Origin of the sequence: Sphingomonas sp. 66-10 (genome assembly GCF_001897045.1) — a bacterium.
GTDB lineage: Bacteria > Pseudomonadota > Alphaproteobacteria > Sphingomonadales > Sphingomonadaceae > Sphingomonas > Sphingomonas lycopersici.
The window spans coordinates 18,651-34,094 of record NZ_MKRR01000018.1 but is presented as its reverse complement, the minus strand read 5'-3'; the positions used below and the strand labels follow the sequence as shown (position 1 = coordinate 34,094).

Annotated in this window: 16 protein-coding genes and 2 pseudogenes; 10 read left to right on the top strand and 8 right to left on the bottom strand. The window is 66.5% G+C overall.

Going from position 1 to position 15,444, the window contains the following annotated elements; genetic code table 11:
* The 7 genes and pseudogenes from BGN95_RS02165 to BGN95_RS02135 all read left to right on the top strand — a co-directional run.
* Positions 1-64 (top strand): annotated as a pseudogene (locus tag BGN95_RS02165) (type II toxin-antitoxin system VapC family toxin); the annotation flags it as partial.
* Positions 61-782: pseudogene (gene trmD / locus BGN95_RS02160) on the top strand (tRNA (guanosine(37)-N1)-methyltransferase TrmD); the annotation flags it as partial. The pseudogenes BGN95_RS02165 and trmD, both read left to right, overlap by 4 nt.
* A gap of 9 nt (positions 783-791) precedes the next feature.
* On the top strand, positions 792-1,178 hold the full coding sequence (rplS, locus tag BGN95_RS02155; RefSeq protein ID WP_179511649.1) for a 50S ribosomal protein L19: 387 nt from the start codon (positions 792-794) through the stop codon (positions 1,176-1,178).
* Positions 1,179-1,397: 219 nt separating this feature from the next.
* Entirely contained in the window at positions 1,398-3,620 is a 2,223-nt protein-coding gene (locus BGN95_RS02150; protein ID WP_286771481.1) for a S9 family peptidase, read from the top strand.
* A gap of 9 nt (positions 3,621-3,629) precedes the next feature.
* Complete coding sequence (locus tag BGN95_RS02145) at positions 3,630-4,346, top strand: MgtC/SapB family protein (RefSeq protein ID WP_286771480.1); 717 nt, start codon at positions 3,630-3,632, stop codon at positions 4,344-4,346.
* A 62-nt stretch (positions 4,347-4,408) separates the two neighbouring features.
* Positions 4,409-5,437 carry an aspartate-semialdehyde dehydrogenase gene (locus tag BGN95_RS02140; RefSeq protein WP_265312071.1) on the top strand — a complete coding sequence of 343 codons (1,029 nt, stop codon included), beginning with the start codon at positions 4,409-4,411 and terminating at the stop codon, positions 5,435-5,437.
* Positions 5,434-5,871 carry a GFA family protein gene (locus BGN95_RS02135; protein ID WP_286771479.1) on the top strand — a complete coding sequence of 146 codons (438 nt, stop codon included), beginning with the start codon at positions 5,434-5,436 and terminating at the stop codon, positions 5,869-5,871. Before BGN95_RS02140 ends, BGN95_RS02135 begins: the two co-directional genes overlap by 4 nt.
* A 122-nt stretch (positions 5,872-5,993) precedes the next feature.
* Here the strand turns inward: BGN95_RS02135 and BGN95_RS02130 are convergent, their stop codons facing one another.
* The 3 genes from BGN95_RS02130 to BGN95_RS02120 are packed head-to-tail and all read right to left on the bottom strand — an operon-like array spanning position 5,994 to position 9,185.
* Positions 5,994-7,565 (bottom strand): DHA2 family efflux MFS transporter permease subunit, encoded by a 1,572-nt coding sequence (locus tag BGN95_RS02130; RefSeq protein WP_265268446.1) that lies wholly within the window; start codon positions 7,563-7,565, stop codon positions 5,994-5,996.
* Positions 7,565-8,665, bottom strand: a complete 1,101-nt coding sequence (locus BGN95_RS02125; protein WP_265268447.1) for an HlyD family secretion protein — start codon at positions 8,663-8,665, stop codon at positions 7,565-7,567. The genes BGN95_RS02130 and BGN95_RS02125 overlap by 1 nt, the downstream gene beginning before the upstream one ends.
* On the bottom strand, positions 8,658-9,185 hold the full coding sequence (locus BGN95_RS02120) for a MarR family winged helix-turn-helix transcriptional regulator (RefSeq protein WP_353744661.1): 528 nt from the start codon (positions 9,183-9,185) through the stop codon (positions 8,658-8,660). The genes BGN95_RS02125 and BGN95_RS02120 overlap by 8 nt, the downstream gene beginning before the upstream one ends.
* A 28-nt stretch (positions 9,186-9,213) precedes the next feature.
* Here BGN95_RS02120 and BGN95_RS02115 point away from each other — a divergent pair, with 28 nt between their 5' ends.
* Together BGN95_RS02115 and BGN95_RS02110 are read left to right on the top strand one after the other, a co-directional pair.
* Positions 9,214-9,657 carry a GFA family protein gene (locus BGN95_RS02115; protein ID WP_265312068.1) on the top strand — a complete coding sequence of 148 codons (444 nt, stop codon included), beginning with the start codon at positions 9,214-9,216 and terminating at the stop codon, positions 9,655-9,657.
* A complete protein-coding gene (locus BGN95_RS02110; protein ID WP_265312067.1) occupies positions 9,644-10,399 on the top strand; it encodes an alpha/beta fold hydrolase in 756 nt (251 codons plus the stop codon). The genes BGN95_RS02115 and BGN95_RS02110 overlap by 14 nt, the downstream gene beginning before the upstream one ends.
* Before the next feature lie 44 nt (positions 10,400-10,443).
* Here the strand turns inward: BGN95_RS02110 and BGN95_RS02105 are convergent, their stop codons facing one another.
* The 4 genes from BGN95_RS02105 to BGN95_RS02090 all read right to left on the bottom strand — a co-directional run bounded on the left by BGN95_RS02105 (position 10,444) and on the right by BGN95_RS02090 (position 13,358).
* Entirely contained in the window at positions 10,444-10,962 is a 519-nt protein-coding gene (locus BGN95_RS02105) for a hypothetical protein (RefSeq protein WP_286771478.1), read from the bottom strand.
* 59 nt (positions 10,963-11,021) lie between these two features.
* A complete protein-coding gene (locus BGN95_RS02100; protein ID WP_179511638.1) occupies positions 11,022-12,452 on the bottom strand; it encodes an AMP nucleosidase in 1,431 nt (476 codons plus the stop codon).
* A gap of 168 nt (positions 12,453-12,620) precedes the next feature.
* Positions 12,621-12,830 (bottom strand): hypothetical protein, encoded by a 210-nt coding sequence (locus BGN95_RS02095; RefSeq protein WP_265268451.1) that lies wholly within the window; start codon positions 12,828-12,830, stop codon positions 12,621-12,623.
* A 48-nt stretch (positions 12,831-12,878) separates the two neighbouring features.
* Positions 12,879-13,358: a peroxiredoxin gene (locus tag BGN95_RS02090; RefSeq protein WP_286771477.1), complete on the bottom strand. Its 480-nt coding sequence runs from the start codon at positions 13,356-13,358 to the stop codon at positions 12,879-12,881.
* A gap of 106 nt (positions 13,359-13,464) precedes the next feature.
* On the opposite strand from BGN95_RS02090, the gene BGN95_RS02085 reads away from it, so the two are divergent.
* A complete protein-coding gene (locus BGN95_RS02085) occupies positions 13,465-14,028 on the top strand; it encodes a YqgE/AlgH family protein (protein ID WP_265268452.1) in 564 nt (187 codons plus the stop codon).
* A 146-nt stretch (positions 14,029-14,174) separates the two neighbouring features.
* Here the strand turns inward: BGN95_RS02085 and BGN95_RS02080 are convergent.
* Positions 14,175-15,444: putative bifunctional diguanylate cyclase/phosphodiesterase (locus BGN95_RS02080; RefSeq protein ID WP_286771476.1), on the bottom strand; the 1,270-nt coding region annotated here is incomplete at its 5' end.

Genomic DNA, 15,444 nt, shown 5'->3' with positions numbered 1-15,444 from the left:
AACGAACAACGAGCGCGATTTCGCCGATATCCCCGGCCTGCGCGTCGAGAACTGGACCCGATGACCTTCGCCGCAACCGTCCTGACGCTCTATCCGGAGATGTTCCCCGGCCCGCTCGGCCTGTCGCTCGCCGGGCGCGCGCTGGGCGAGGGGCGGTGGTCGCTCGATGCGGTCAACATCCGCGATTTCGCGACCGACAAGCATCGCTCGGTCGACGATACTCCGGCCGGCGGGGGCGCGGGGATGGTGTTGCGCGCCGATGTCGTGGCGCGCGCGATCGATCATGTCGCCGACGATCGCCCGGTACTGGCGATGACCCCGCGTGGCGCGCCGCTCACCCAGGCGCGCGTCCGCTCGCTTGCGGCGGGCCCCGGCGCGGTCATTCTGTGCGGCCGGTTCGAGGGGTTTGACGAGCGGTTGTTCGAGGCGCGCGCGATCGAGGAGGTCGCGATCGGCGATTATGTGCTGTCGGGGGGCGAGATGGGCGCGCTGGTGCTGCTCGACGCTTGCGTTCGGCTGCTTCCCGGCGTAATGGGCGCGGCTTCCAGCGGGGACGAGGAAAGCTTCGAAAGCGGCCTCCTCGAATATCCGCATTATACCCGACCTTATGAATGGGAAGGGCGCACGATCCCCGAAGTGCTGCGATCGGGGGATCATGCGAAGATCGCCGCCTGGCGGAAACAACGGGCGGAGGATGATACACGGCTAAGGCGGCCGGACCTGTGGGAGCGCCATTCCGGTGCTCGGGTCGGTCGCCCTCTGGCGCGCGGCGAGGATTGAAGAGGTCTGAGATGAACCTGATCCAGCAGCTCGAAGCCGAGCAGATCGAAAAGCTGACCGCGCGCCGCGCGATCCCCGATTTCCGCCCCGGCGATACGCTGAAGGTCGGCGTGAAGGTGGTCGAGGGCGAGCGTACCCGCGTCCAGAATTACGAAGGCGTGTGCATCGCGCGTTCGAACAAGGGCATGGGCTCGAGCTTCACCGTGCGCAAGATTTCGTTCGGCGAGGGCGTCGAGCGCGTGTTCCCGCTCTATTCGCCGAACATCGATTCGATCGACGTGGTGCGCAAGGGCGCGGTGCGTCGTGCCAAGCTCTATTATCTGCGTGGCCGCACCGGCAAGTCGGCGCGTATCGCCGAGCGTCGCGACAACCGTCCGACGGCGGAAGCGGCCGAATAATCGCCGCTACGAGCTGAAAAGCATCGGAGGCGCCGGCGGGGAGACTGCCGGCGCCTCTTTTCGTTGGCTTTCCTCTTGTCGTCATGCCGGCTTGACCCGGCCTCCAGAGTCTCAAGCGGTGCCGCCCTTCGCTCTGGAGGCCGGGTCAAGCCGGCGTGACGGGGGGCCTTGTCTTTTCCGTCGCACCGCGCTTTGCCCTTGCGCCTGACGGAGAAAGATATGCGCGCATGGTTGCCTGCACTTGCCCCTTTGATCTTGCTGGCGCCGGTGCCCGCCGTGGCTGATCCCGTGCCCCAGCCGCAGCGGCTGACGCTCGAGCGTATCTTCGCCAGCCCCGATCTCGCCGGCCCGCAGCCGCAATCGTTGCGCCTCTCGCCCGACGGCACGTTGCTGACCTCGGTGCGCAACCGTGCCGACGAGCGCGCCCGCTACGATCTGTGGGCCACCGACACGCGCACCGGCGCCGAGCGGATGCTGGTGGATTCGCGCAAGGTCGGCAGCGGCGCGGCGCTTTCCGAGGCGGAGAAGATGCAGCGCGAGCGCGATCGCACCAAGACCGGCAAGACCGGCATCCTCGATTACGACTGGGCGCCCGACGGCCGCTCGTTGCTCGTGCCGATCGACGGCGAATTGTTCCTCGCCGGGCTCGACGGCGATGCGCGGCGGATCGCGGGGACCAAGGGCGCGCTCAACCCGGCGATCTCGCCGCGCGGCGGTTTCGTCAGCTTCGTGCGCGACCAGAATCTGTGGGTCCAGCCGCTCGCGGGCGAGGGCGCGGCGCAAGCGCTGACCAAGGAGGGAAGGGGTACGATCCATTTCGGCGAGGCGGAGTTCGTCGCGCAGGAGGAAATGGATCGCCGCACCGGTTACTGGTGGTCGCCCGACGAGAGCCGGATCGCGGTCGAGCGGTTCGACGAGGCGCCGGTCAAGATCTTCACCCGCGCGGCGATCGGCGCGTCGGGCACCAATATCTACCAGCAGCGCTATCCGGCCGCGGGCACCCCCAATGCCTTGGTCGAATTGTGGGTGATCCGCGCCGACGGTTCGGGCCGGGTGAAGGCCGATCTCGGCACCGACAGCGACTTCTACCTCGCGCGCGTCGATTGGCTGCCGGACGGTTCGGCGTTGCTCGTCCAGCGCGAGAGCCGCGACCAGCGCACGCTCGACATGCTGCGCGTCGATGCCGCCACCGGCAAAGCGACGGTGATGTTCACCGAAAAGGCCGGGGCGAAGAGCTGGATCAACCTCTCCAACGCCTATCGCGTGATGCCCGACGGCGGCCTGATCTGGCGCTCCGAACGCGACGGCTTCGGGCATCTCTATCGCTGGAAAGCTGGCAAATGGACCCAGCTGACCAGGGGCGACTGGGTGGTGACCGGGCTGATCGGGGTCGATGACGCCTCGGGCCGGATCTTCTTCACCGGCAATCGCGACGGGGTGCTCGAACAGCATCTCTACGCGCTCGATCCCAAGACGCATGTGATCACGCGGCTGACCGAGGCGGGCTGGTGGAACAGCGCGAGCGCCGATACGCGCGCGTCGCGCTTCATCATCACGCGATCGAACCCCGATCAGCCGCCGCAGACCTATCTCGCCGATGCCGAGGGCAAGCGCCTGTCGTGGATCAACGAAAATGCGGTGACCGGCGCGCATCCCTATGCCCCGTATCGCGCCGCGCACCGCCCGACCGAATTCGGCACGGTGAAGGCCGCGGACGGCACGGTGCTGCAGTGGGAGATGATCACCCCGCCGCTCGAACCGGGCAAGAAATATCCCGTCTTCTTCCAGCATTACGGCGGCCCGCACAGCCAGCAGGTGACCCGCGGCTGGAGCAATCCGCTGGTGCAATATCTGGTGCAGCAGGGGTGGATCTTCTTCCAGATCGACAATCGCGGCTCGGCCAATCGCGGCAAGGCGTTCGAGGATGCGATCTGGCATGCGATGGGCAGCGTCGAGGTCGAGGATCAACTCGCCGGCGCGCGCTATCTCAAGTCGCTGCCGTTCGTCGACGGCACGAAAATCGCCACCTATGGCTGGTCCTACGGCGGCTATATGACGCTCAAGATGCTGGAGAAGAACCCCGGCGTCTATGCCGCGGGCGTCTCGGGCGCGCCGGTCACCGACTGGTCGCTCTACGATACCCATTATACCGAGCGCTATATGGGCGATCCGACCCGCGATGCCGCGGCCTATACCGCGTCGAGCGCGCTCCCCGATGCGACCAGGATTCGCGATCCGTTGCTCCTCATGCACGGCATGGCCGACGACAATGTCTTCCTCGACAACACCACGTCGATCGCCGCGCGGTTGCAGGCGGCGGACATCAAGTTCGAAATGATGCTCTATCCCGGCAAGACCCACGGCGCGGTGCGCGACGTGCATCCCTGGACGACGATGCTCGATTTCCTCGACCGTCACGTAAAGAACATCCCGGCGAAGTAAGCACGGGCGATGCGCTTCCTCACCACCTTCCACCTGATGCCGTTCCTCGACACGATCGTCAGCTATGTCGCGGCGTTCGTGCTCGGCACGCTGATCGGGGCGGAGCGGCAATATCGCCAGCGCACCGCGGGGCTGCGCACCAACGCCTTGGTGGCGATTGGCGCGGCGGCGTTCACCGATCTCGGGCAGCGGCTCGGCGGCGACGTCGAGTCGATCCGGGTGATCGCTTATGTCGTGTCGGGGATCGGCTTCCTCGGCGCCGGCGTGATCATGAAGGAGGGGATGAACGTCCGCGGGCTCAACACCGCGGCGACCCTGTGGTGCTCGGCGGCGGTCGGCGCGATCGCGGGGAGCGATATGCTGGCCGAGGCCACCTTGCTTGCCGGGCTGGTGATCGTCGCCAATACCTTGCTCCGTCCGGTGGTCGACGCGATCAACCGCATCCCGCTCGAAGGCCGCAGCCTCGAAGCGACCTATTCGGTGACGATCACCGGCGCGACCGATCAGGCCGGGCCGCTCGGCGACCTCTTGACCGATCATCTCGAAGCCCAATCTTTGCCGGTGGCCGAGCTCGACGTGGTGGAGCGCGGCGAGGAGCGCGTCGAGATCGTCGCGACCCTCGTCAGCACCAATGTTCCGTCGCGTGAGCTCGACGCGATCGTCGAACATCTGTCGGAGGTGCATGGCATTACCCATGCGACCTGGCAGGCGCGGACGCACGATTAGAATGATGTTGCTGCCCGCGCCGCAATGACGGTACGGGCCGCGCCGACAGCAGGAGTTCACACATGGGTTATCGGGTGGTGGTCGCGGGCGCGACGGGCAATGTCGGTCGCGAGATGGTCAACATCCTCGCCGAGCGCGAATTCCCTGCGGACGAGATCGCGCTGGTCGCAAGCTCGCGCTCGACCGGCGACCAGATCGAATATGGCGAGACCGGCAAGATGCTCACGGTCAAGAATATCGAGCATTTCGATCCGACCGGCTGGGATATCGCGCTGTTCGCGATCGGCAGCGAGGCGACCAAGGTCTATGCCCCCAAATTCGCCGCCGCGGGCTGCACGGTGATCGACAATTCGTCGCTCTACCGCATGGACCCGGACGTGCCGCTGATCGTCCCGGAGGTGAACCCCGAGGCGATCGACGGCTATAAGAAGAAGAATATCATCGCCAACCCGAATTGCTCGACCGCGCAGATGGTCGTCGCATTGAAGCCGCTGCACGACGCGGCGACGATCAAGCGCGTGGTGGTCGCGACCTATCAATCGGTCTCGGGCGCGGGCAAGGTCGGGATGGACGAGCTGTTCGAGCAGAGCCGCAACATCTTCGTCGGCGACCCGGCCGAGCCGAAGAAATTCACCAAGCAGATCGCGTTCAACGTCATCCCGCATATCGACAGCTTCCTCGACGACGGCTCGACCAAGGAAGAATGGAAGATGGTGGTCGAGACCAAGAAAATCCTCGATCCCAAGATCAAGGTGACCGCGACCTGCGTGCGCGTCCCGGTGTTCGTCGGCCATTCCGAGGCGATCAACATCGAATTCGAGGAGGAAATCTCCGCCGCGCAGGCGCAGCGCATCCTGCGCGAGGCGCCGGGGGTGATGCTGGTCGACAAGCGCGAAGACGGGGGATACGTCACCCCGATCGAATGCGTCGGCGATTACGCCACCTTCATCAGCCGCGTGCGGGAGGATTCGACGGTGGATAACGGGCTTTCCTTGTGGTGCGTCAGCGACAATCTGCGCAAGGGCGCCGCGCTCAACGCGGTGCAGATCGCCGAATTGCTCGGCCGACGGCATCTGAAGAAAGCGGCATGACCGTCTCCGGCGGTTGTCGCTGCGGCGCGTGTCGCTACGAGGTGGCGCTCGACGCGGTGACGGCCGTCTATTGCTGCCATTGCACCGATTGCCAGCGGTGGACAGGCAGCGCATTCAGCGAGCAGGCGGTGGTGCCGGCGGGGGCGATCACCGCCGCCGGGCCGGTGATCGATTATACGCTCGCCACCCCGAGCGGCCGGCAATCGCATCAATATGCCTGCGGCACCTGCCACGCGCGATTGTGGAACGTCAGCAGCCTGCGCCCCGATCTTGCGATCATCCGCGCGGGGACGCTCGACGAGAATCGATCGCTCGAGCCGCGCGCGCATATCTGGGTGCGGAGCAAGCAGCCGTGGATCGTGCTCGACGAGGACGTGCCGCAATGGCCCGAGGGGCCGGATCTCGAAGGGTTTTTCGCGGCGCTCTCGCGATAGCGAAACGAGCGCGGATCCAGCCCCGTTCGGGCTGAGCCTGTCGAAGCCCTGCACTTTCTTCCGATGAGGAAGGACAGCCGTTCGACAAGCTCAGGGCGAACGGGAGAGAGCGCGCGTGCGCCTCACTCCGAATGCACCACCTCGACCTTGCCCTTCGGCTTCTTGAGCACGAGCACCAGCGGCACCGCGGCAAGCGCGATCCAGCTCATCATGTAGAAATCGTCGATATAGGCGATCATCGCCGCCTGCTGGTTGACCATCGCATCGGCATAGGAAAACACGCTGTCGGCATACATGCCGAGCTGATCGATCGAGCTCAGGTTGATCGCGGGTACGCGATCCTGCGTGACATGCTGCGCCAGATCGGCGTGGCTGACCTGGATATTGCGCGCCAGCAGCACCGTGACCATCGAGATCCCCGCCGACTGGCCGATCGAGCGCGTCAGGTTGAGCAGGCTCGCACCGTCGGTGCGGTAGCGGCCGTCGAGCGTTGCGAAAGCTAGGGCGTTCATCGGCATGAACACCAGCCCCATGCCCAGCCCCTGAACGAAGCCGGCGGTGATCACCGGCCAATAATCCATCTGCAGGCTATAGGCCGCCATCCAGCGCAGCGAGACCGCGAAGATCACCAGCCCGATCATGATCACCGGCCGCGTGTCGACGCGGACCATCAGCCACCCGGCGAGCCACATCGTGATCAGCACGCCCACGCCGCGCGGCGCCATCATCAGCCCGGTGTCGATCACCGGATAGCCGAACAATTGCTGGAGCATCGGCGGCAGCAGCGCCATCGGCGCCATTGTCGAGATGCCGATCACGACCATGAAGAACATGCCGCTGACGAGGTTGCGGTTGCCGAACAGATGGCGATCGAACAGCGGTTTCTTCGCGGTGGCGAGGTGGACGATCGCCATCCAGGCGAAGGCGAAGGCGATCAGCCCCTCGATCACGATCTCCCAGCTCGCGAACCAATCCTTGTTTTGCCCGCGATCGAGCATCAGCTGGAAGGACGCGACCGCGACCCCGATCAGCAGGAAGCCGAAGCCGTCGAACGAGCGTTTCGCCCTTGGCCGTGACGGGAGCAGGAACCACAGGATCGCAAAGGTCAGCGCGCCGACCGGGACGTTGACGTAGAACACCCAGCGCCAGTTATAGCTTTCGGTGAGCCACCCGCCGATCACCGGCCCCATGATCGGGCCGACCATCACCCCCATGCCCCACACGCTCATCGCCTGGGCGGAGCGTTCGGGCGGGTTGATATCGAGCATCGAGGTTTGCGACAGCGGGTTGATGAACGCCGCGAAAATCCCCTGGAAGACGCGGAATATCACCATTTCCTCAAGGCTGACGGCGGTGCCGCATGCCATCGAGGCGAGGATGAACCCGCCGACCGCGATCAGGAACAGGTTGCGGCTGCCGATCCGATCGGAAAGCCAGCCGGTCGCCGGCAGCGCGATCGCGGTGGCAACGATATAGCTGGTCAGCACCCAGGTGATCGTATCCGCGGTCGCGCCGAGGCTGGTCTGCATGTGCGGCAGCGCGACATTGGCGATCGTGGTGTCGAGGATCTGCATGATCATCGCGCCCATGACCCCGATCGTCAGGATACCGCGATGTTTGACGGGCAGCAGCGGCTGGCCCGGCTGCGGAACAGCGGGCGCGGCGGCGGAGGCTGGGGCGGCGCGCGAAGCCATTATCTGGCTTTCGCGTCGCCCTTGGTGTCGCCCTTCGTGTCGATCGTCACGTCGGTCGAAAGCCCGGCGATCATCGCGCGCGGCGGGTTGCCCTCGATCGCGACACGCACCGGCACGCGCTGTGTCACCTTGACCCAATTGCCATTGGCATTCTGCGCCGGAAGCACCGAAAACTCGCTCCCGGTGCCCGCACCGATCGACTGGACGTGGCCGCGCACCTTGAGCCCCGGATAGGCGTCGAAGGTCAATTCGGCGGGCTGGCCGACGCGCATGTGATTGAGATCGGTTTCCTTGAAATTGGCCTCGACCCACGCCTGCTGGCTGACCACCAGGCTGAGCGCCGGAACCCCCGAGGGGGTGATGTTGCCGACCTGCAATCGCCCGGTCTGGCTGACGATGCCGTCCTTCGGCGCGCGCACCACGCTGCGTTCCAGATCGTAAGCGGCCTTCGCGCGCTTGGCGAGCGCGACCTGGATCGCCGCGGGCTGGCCGGTGCCGCCGCCCGAGCCGAGCTGCTGACGCGCGCGCGCCGCTGCGGCCTGCGCGGTCGCGAGCTTGGCATTGGCGGCAGCGACCCCCTGCGTCGCGGCGTCGAACGCGGCGCGGGTGGTGAAGCCCTGCTTCATCAGCGCGGCCTGACGCGCGTAGGTTGCCTGCGCCAGCGTCTGCTCGGCCCTGGCGTTCTGGATATCGGCGGCGGCGCTGCCGGTGTCGGTGGCCATTGTGGAGACCTGCACCCGCGCGGTGGCGAGATCGGCGTCGGCCTGCGCCAGCGCGATGCGATACGGCTCGGGGTCGATGCGGAACAGCACGTCGCCGGCCTTGACCCGCTGGTTCTCGCGCACCTCGACCGAAACGATCCGCCCCGAGACGTCGGGGCTGACCGAGATCATGTCCTGCTGGACATAGGCATTGTCGGTCGAGATGTAGCGGCCCGAGGTGAGATAGACATAGCCGGCGATCGCGGCGATTAGGATCGGCACGCCGAACATGAGCAGCGAGCGCAGCAGCCGGCGCTCCTTGCGCGGCGGCGCGGCCTCGGTCGGCACGGTGAGGGCAGGGCCGGCGGCCGTTGCGCGCTTGGGATCGGCATCAGCCATGAGCGGCGTCCTTGTGTTGCGGCTCGGCGAGGTTCTGGCGAATGGCATTCAGCACGTCGGAAAGCTCGTCAATCTTCTCTTGAGGGATACCGCGCAGCGCCTGCGCGGCGAGTTCGGCCCCGGTCTCGCGTAGCTCCTCGAGGATCGGGCGGGCCTTGTCGCTGAGGTAGAGCCGCCAGGCGCGGCGATCCTTGGGATCGCGGCGGCGCTCGACCAGCCCGGCTTCTTCGAGGCGGTCGACCATCCGGCACAGGGTGATCGGCTCCACCTCCAGGATATCGGCGAGCCCGCCCTGATTGATCCCTTCGTGCCGGCTGAGGCCGAACAGCGCCTTCCACTGCGCACGCGTCGCGCCGAGCGAGCGCGCGCGCTCGTCGAAGCGACGGCGCATCAGTCGCGACGTGTCGCTGAGCAGGAAACCGAACGTCTCTGTCATAGGCTGCCATATAATAAGCTTGCTTATATAATGGAAGCGAATTGCTGCGCGAAAAGTTGCAACGGGCGGTGCGAGGCGCGACAAATATCCGTCTGAGACAGGAGACGGTGCAATGACGCGGATGACCGGCGGCTGCCAATGCGGGCGGGTGCGCTATGCGGCGGAGGTCGACAGCGATGACGCCTATCTGTGCCATTGCCGGATGTGCCAGCGCGCCACCGGCGGGGTGTCGATCGCGTTCAAGAACGTGAAGCGCGCCGATGTGCATTGGGAGCGCGAGCCCGATCGATATGCCTCTTCGCCGATCGCGCGGCGCGGTTTCTGCTCGGCATGCGGCACGCCGCTGACGTTCGAATATGTCGCGGGGTCGGACAAGCTCGACCTGACGGTCGGCAGTTTCGACGATCCTTCGCGCTTCCGCCCGACCGCGCATTTCGGGGTCGAGCATCGCCACGACGCCTGGCTCGACACACGCGACTTGCCGGGAACGCGGTGCGCGGAATATCAGCCGCTGGTCGAGCGGTGGCGAGAAGCAGGCAGCGATGTCCCAAAGTGAAGTGCACTATTTCGAGAGTTTCGACGGCACGCGGCTGGCGTGGCGGGAGATGGGGGAGGGGCGCCCGGTCGTCCTGATCCACGGTTATTTCTCAGACGCTTACACCAATTGGATCCGCTACGGACACGCCGCCGCAATCGCCGCGCGCGGCTTTCGCGTGATCATGCCGGATTTGCGCGCGCACGGCGACAGCGCGCGGCCGCACGACCCGGCCGCCTATCCGCCCGACGCGCTGACGCAGGATGGGCACGCGCTGATCGCGCATCTCGGGCTCGGCGACTATGATCTCGGCGGCTATTCGCTCGGCGCGCGCACCACGTCGCGGATGCTCGCGACCGGGGCCAACCCGCGACGGGTGGTCTTTGCCGGGATGGGTCTCGACGGGCTGGTCTCGGCCGAGCGCCGCGCGGGCCATTTTCGCCATGTCCTGACCAATCTCGGCCAGCACCCGCGGGGGAGCGAGGCGTGGTTCGCCGAGGCGTTCCTCAAGACCACCGGCGGCGATCCGGTGGCGTTGCTGGGCATCATCGACACCTTCGTCAGCACCCCGCTCGAGACGGTCGAGCGGTTCGGCTGGCCGGCGCTGTGCGTCAACGGCGTCGACGATGACGACAACGGCTCGGCCGCCGCGCTCGCCGATGCGCTGCCCGACGCGCGTTACGTCGAAATCCCCGGCAACCATATGAGCGCGGTGACCAAGCCGGCGCTGGGGCAGGCGATCGCGGATTTCCTCGCGGGCTGACCTCGTACCGTCGTCATTCCCGCCTGCGCGGGAATGACGCGTTATCAGTCCGCCGGTTTGTCCGTCGTCTCCGGGGACGACGCGCTATCCGTCGCTTCCCCCGCTTTCGGCGTCGAGCCGCGCAGCGACAGCAGCGCCGCGGTTGCGGCCGCGCCGACCGCGGCGAGCCCGCCGGCGATCGCCGCGGAGCCCCATTTCTTGCCGGCGAACTTCTCGCGCGCCTTGGAAACCCCGTCGGTCGCCTTGGCCAGGGTCGAGCGCGCGGAGGCGGCGACCGTTTCGGCGGTGGTCGGCTTGGCGGCGGCGCGAGGGGTGGCCGGCGCGGCCTTGCGCCCCGCGGCACGCTGCTTCGCCGCCGGTTTGGCGGCGCGGGTCGTCGGGGCGGCCGCGTTCGTCGAGGCGGCGCGGGTCCGCTTCGGCTTGGACGCGGCAGCCGGCGCCTTGGCCGGCGCTTTCGACGTTCCCTTCGTGCCGGCCGGCTTGGCGGCGGCGGTCTTGCGCGGCGCACGGCGGCGCGGTGCGGCGGCCTTGGTCGGCTGGGGGGTGTCTGGCGTATCGGCCATGCGTTGGTCTCCCTGTTGCGGTACAGACAGACTAACGCTCGCTCATGCCAGTCGTTGCGTCAACGGAAAGGCGGTTCGTTGAACGCCCTCAGCTTGCGGCTGTGCAGCCGGGCGCCCTCGCGACGCAGCTCCTCGCAGGTCTCGATGCCGATCCGCATATGCTCGCTGATCGCGCGCTCGTAGAAGCGATTGGCTTGCCCGGGCAGCTTGAGCTCGCCGTGGAGCGGCTTGTCCGAGACGCACAACAAGGTGCCGTAGGGGACGCGGAAGCGATAGCCCTGCGCCGCGATCGTCGCCGATTCCATATCGATCCCCACCGCGCGCGACAGCGAGAAACGCAGCGCCGAGCGGCTGTAGCGCAATTCCCAGTTGCGATCGTCGGTGGTGACGATCGTCCCGGTGCGCAGCCGCCGCTTCAATTCCTCGCCCGACTGACCCGAGACGGTTTCGGCCGCGCGGGCGAGCGCGAGCTGGACCTCGGCGATCGCCGGCACCGGAATCTCGGGCGGGAGCATGTCGTCGAGCACGTGATCGTCGCGGAGATAGGCGTGCGCCAGCACATAATCGCCGATCCGCTGCGACGGGCGCAGCCCCCCGCAGTGGCCGATCATCAGCCACGCATCGGGGCGCAGCACCGCGAGGTGATCGGTGATCGTCTTGGCGTTCGACGGGCCGACCCCGATGTTGACCAGGGTGATCCCGCTGCGATCGGGCGCGATCAGGTGATAGGCGGGCATCTGCAGCCGGCGCCACGCGCTATCGTCGAGCTTGCCCGGATCGTCGCCCGGCTCGAACATCACCCCGCCCGGGCCGGACAGCGCGGTAAAGCGCGTCTTGCCGTCAACCTGGGTCGCCGCCCAGCGGACGAATTCGTCGACATAGCGGTGATAATTGGTGAACAGCACATAGCGCTGGACATGCTCGGGCGGGGTGCCGGTGTAATGCCGGAGACGCGCGAGGCTGAAATCGGTGCGCAGCGCGTCGAACAGCGCGAGCGGGCGGCTCGCATCGGGGCCGCCCGACAGCCCGTCGGCGATTTCGTCGCCGATATTGGCGAGCTCGGTCGCGGGGAAGAAGCGCGCCAGCTCGGATGCGGAGACTTCGTCGAGCCGCAGCGCATGGCCGGGATCGAGCACATAAGGGAAGGGGATTTCGGTCCGCCCGGCGACCGCCTGCACCTCGACGTCATAATCTTCGAGCAGCAAAGTGAGCTGTTCGGTGAGATATTCGGCGAAGATCGCCGGCTTGGTGACGCTGATACGATATTCGCCGGGGGTCACCAGCCGCCCGAACGAGCGCAGCGGCGTCGGGCGTTCGTCCTGCCCGCGATAACGCAGATGGATTTCGGGATAGGCGAACGATCCGTCGAAGCGCGATTCCGGCGGCGGCGGGGTGCCGTTGGCGAGATAGCGGGTCAGTGCCTCCTGCAGGCGGGCGACGGAGGCGGTGTAGAGCCGATCCAGTTCGGCGACGATTTCTGCTGCGGTCATCCTAAGCGATTAAATTGCCTGAATGACGCTGGCAAGACAATGGCGGCGCGGTTTCGCCTTTCGAACGACCGGGAGCCCTTCGGATACATCGAGCGGCAATGCTGCCGCATATTCCCCTCGTCACCCCGGCTCAAGACCGGAGTGACAGGGCGTGGAGGAGAATTGCCCTTAAGTGTGGGCCGCGCCGTCGCTCGTCCGCCTGCTGGCGGCATAGGCGGCGCCCCCGATCGCGGCGGCGGCGGCGACCGCGATCCCTGCGGTGGCGTAAGGGTGCACGCGGGCCGCCTCCATCGTCACCGCTGCGGCATAACGCGCGCGATCGGCGATGCTCTGTTGTTCTTCCACATCGGGAAGCGCGTTCAGCGCTGTGTCGGTCATGACGGTTACTCCGTTACGATTACCGCCATGACCAACGCATCGAATGGGTCAGAGGTTGCCCAGCATATGCTCGGCGGTGCTGACCTTGAACTCGCCCGGCGCTTCGACGTTGAGCTGCTCGACCACGCCGTCGTTGACGACCATCGAATAACGCTGGCTGCGCTTGCCGAGCCCGAATTTCGAACCGTCCATCGTCAGCCCGATCGCTTCGGCGAACTCGCCGTTGCCGTCCGCCAGCATCGTGATCCCCTCGGCGCCGCTCGACTTGGACCAGGCGCCCATCACGAACGGATCGTTGACCGAGGTGCAGGCCACTTCGTCGATGCCCTTGCTCTTCAGCTCGTCCTGCTTCTCGATCAAGCCGGGGAGGTGCTTGGCCGAGCAGGTCGGGGTGAAAGCGCCGGGCACCGCGAACAGCGCGACGCGGCGGCCCTTGAAGAAGGTGTCGCTGTCGGTCGCTTCGGGGCCGTTGTCGGTCGCTTTGACGAAGGTGGTGTTGGGCAGCTTGTCGCCGACGCTGATCGTCATCGTGGAATCTCCTGCGGCCGCAGAATCGGGCCGCGGGCTAGGTCGCAAGCGCGCGCATGATTTTCAAGCGTGGCTTCGGCGACGCCCGGTCGCTATGCTTGTTCGAATGGAGTCCGCCCGTTTTCTCGCCGGCCAGTTCCTGCTCGCGATGCCAGGGATCGGTGATCCGCGTTTCGATCAGGCAATGATCGCCGTCTGCGCGCATGACGCGGAGGGCGCGATGGGGATCGATATCGGCGCGACCTTCGACGGCATGACGCTGCACGACGTGCTGCGCCAGGTCGATATCGACCCCGGCGTCGCGCCCGACGTGCCGGTGCTGCGCGGCGGGCCAGTCGAGACGCGGCGCGGCTTCGTGCTGCACAGTCGCGACTGGAGCGGGGTCGACACGATCGACGTCGCCGGGCGCTGGGCGCTGTCGGGCACGCTCGACGCGTTGCGCGCGATCGCCGAGGGCAAGGGCCCGACGCGTTGGCAGGTCGCGCTCGGCTATGCCGGCTGGGGGCCAGGGCAGCTCGACGGCGAGATGACGCGGCACGGCTGGCTCAACCTCGACTGGCGCGACGAGGCGATCCTGTTCGATACCCCCGCCGAGGAGCGCTGGCACGGCGGCTTCGTCCAGGCGGGAATCGATCCGCGTTTGCTGGCCAATGAGAGCGGGCACGCATAGGGCGTGGTGCGCCAAATCGGGAACATGTGGCGAGACCCCCGGCGGGGGCCGGGGTCCAGTTACGACCGGCCCGATACTGGACTCCGGCCTGCGTCGGGGTGGATCACAACGCAAGGGTGCCAATCAATATATTTGGGCGCGGCGCACTAAGCAGCGTCGCTGTTGCGGAGCGCTGTGCCTGCGCTGTCATTTCTCGACGCAAAAACGCCATGTGCCATGCGCTTCAGAACCTCGGCCAGCCCCGCCGGGCGGCCGAGCAGAAAGCCCTGCGTTTCGTCGCATCCCTGCTGCTGCAGCAGCATGAGCTGGCCTCTGGTCTTGACCCCTTCGGCGAGGACGGGGATGTCCAGGCTTTTTCCGAGCGCTAGGATCGCGCGGACCATGGCGACCGCCTGCGGGCTTTTCTCGAGTTCACGGACGAATGATGCGTCGAGCTTGATGCGATCGAACGGGAAGCTTCGCAGGACATCGAGCGAGGAATAACCCGTGCCGAAATCGTCGAGCGCGATGCTGACGCCGAGCGCCTTGATCTGGTGAAGCTGGCGCAAGGCGCGCTCGCGATCGGCGAAGATCGCGGATTCGGTCAGTTCCAGTTCGAGCCGGCGCGGCGGCAGCCCGGTTTCCACCAGGATCGACATGACGAGCCGCGGCAGATCGGCATGGGCGAATTGCAGCGGCGAGCAATTCACCGCGACCGAATAATCGTTGTTCCACGACCGGGCATCGGTGCAGGCGCGGCGCAGGACCCATTCGCCGAGTTGCAGGATGAGCCCTTTCCGTTCGGCCAGCGGCACGAACTCGGCCGGCGAAATCGCCCCGCGCGTCGGATGATTCCAGCGAAGGAGCGCCTCGAACCCCTTGGTTTCTCCCGTTATGATCGAGGTCTGCACCTGATAATGCACCTCAAGGAGATCGCCCGCGATCGCCTCGCGCAGATCATTGGCGAGCGCGCGGCGGATGCGGACCGCATCGTCCACCGCGGCTTCGTAAAAACAGATCTTTTCCATCCGGCCCGATTTGGCGCGATAGAGCGCCAGATCGGCGTTGTTCAGCAGCACCTCTGCCGCCGCCGCATCGCGCGGATAGTTCGCGACGCCGATGCTGGCGCCCGGCAGATAGGAATGGCTGTCGAGCTGCACCGGCCCGGTGAGCGCGAACCACAGATTCTCGAGAAACCTCGACAGGCTCTGTTCGTCGCGCAGACGGTGGACGGCAGCGAATTCATCGCCGCCCAGGCGCGCGACGAAATTGTCCTCCGACAACAGTGACTTCATGCGCTCGCCCACCGTCTGCAACACCGTGTCGCCGGCGGCATGGCCGTTGACGTCGTTGAGTTCCTTGAAGCGATCCAGATCGATGCAGACGATCGCCAGTTCGGCGCCGTCGCAATGCGCGCGGGACAGTTCGCGGCCAAGA

What these genes read in the sequence shown, in the direction of transcription:
- BGN95_RS02090 (WP_286771477.1), bottom strand. Translation starts at nt 13,358, where the DNA reads ATGACGATCAGCGTCGGCGACAAGCTGCCCAACACCACCTTCGTCAAA.
- rplS (WP_179511649.1), top strand. Translation starts at nt 792, where the DNA reads ATGAACCTGATCCAGCAGCTCGAAGCCGAGCAGATCGAAAAGCTGACC.
- BGN95_RS02100 (WP_179511638.1), bottom strand. Translation starts at nt 12,452, where the DNA reads ATGACCGCAGCAGAAATCGTCGCCGAACTGGATCGGCTCTACACCGCC.
- BGN95_RS02125 (WP_265268447.1), bottom strand. Translation starts at nt 8,665, where the DNA reads ATGGCTGATGCCGATCCCAAGCGCGCAACGGCCGCCGGCCCTGCCCTC.
- BGN95_RS02110 (WP_265312067.1), top strand. Translation starts at nt 9,644, where the DNA reads ATGTCCCAAAGTGAAGTGCACTATTTCGAGAGTTTCGACGGCACGCGG.
- BGN95_RS02140 (WP_265312071.1), top strand. Translation starts at nt 4,409, where the DNA reads ATGGGTTATCGGGTGGTGGTCGCGGGCGCGACGGGCAATGTCGGTCGC.
- BGN95_RS02085 (WP_265268452.1), top strand. Translation starts at nt 13,465, where the DNA reads ATGGAGTCCGCCCGTTTTCTCGCCGGCCAGTTCCTGCTCGCGATGCCA.
- BGN95_RS02145 (WP_286771480.1), top strand. Translation starts at nt 3,630, where the DNA reads ATGCGCTTCCTCACCACCTTCCACCTGATGCCGTTCCTCGACACGATC.
- BGN95_RS02095 (WP_265268451.1), bottom strand. Translation starts at nt 12,830, where the DNA reads ATGACCGACACAGCGCTGAACGCGCTTCCCGATGTGGAAGAACAACAG.
- BGN95_RS02130 (WP_265268446.1), bottom strand. Translation starts at nt 7,565, where the DNA reads ATGGCTTCGCGCGCCGCCCCAGCCTCCGCCGCCGCGCCCGCTGTTCCG.
- BGN95_RS02135 (WP_286771479.1), top strand. Translation starts at nt 5,434, where the DNA reads ATGACCGTCTCCGGCGGTTGTCGCTGCGGCGCGTGTCGCTACGAGGTG.
- BGN95_RS02150 (WP_286771481.1), top strand. Translation starts at nt 1,398, where the DNA reads ATGCGCGCATGGTTGCCTGCACTTGCCCCTTTGATCTTGCTGGCGCCG.
- BGN95_RS02115 (WP_265312068.1), top strand. Translation starts at nt 9,214, where the DNA reads ATGACGCGGATGACCGGCGGCTGCCAATGCGGGCGGGTGCGCTATGCG.
- BGN95_RS02105 (WP_286771478.1), bottom strand. Translation starts at nt 10,962, where the DNA reads ATGGCCGATACGCCAGACACCCCCCAGCCGACCAAGGCCGCCGCACCG.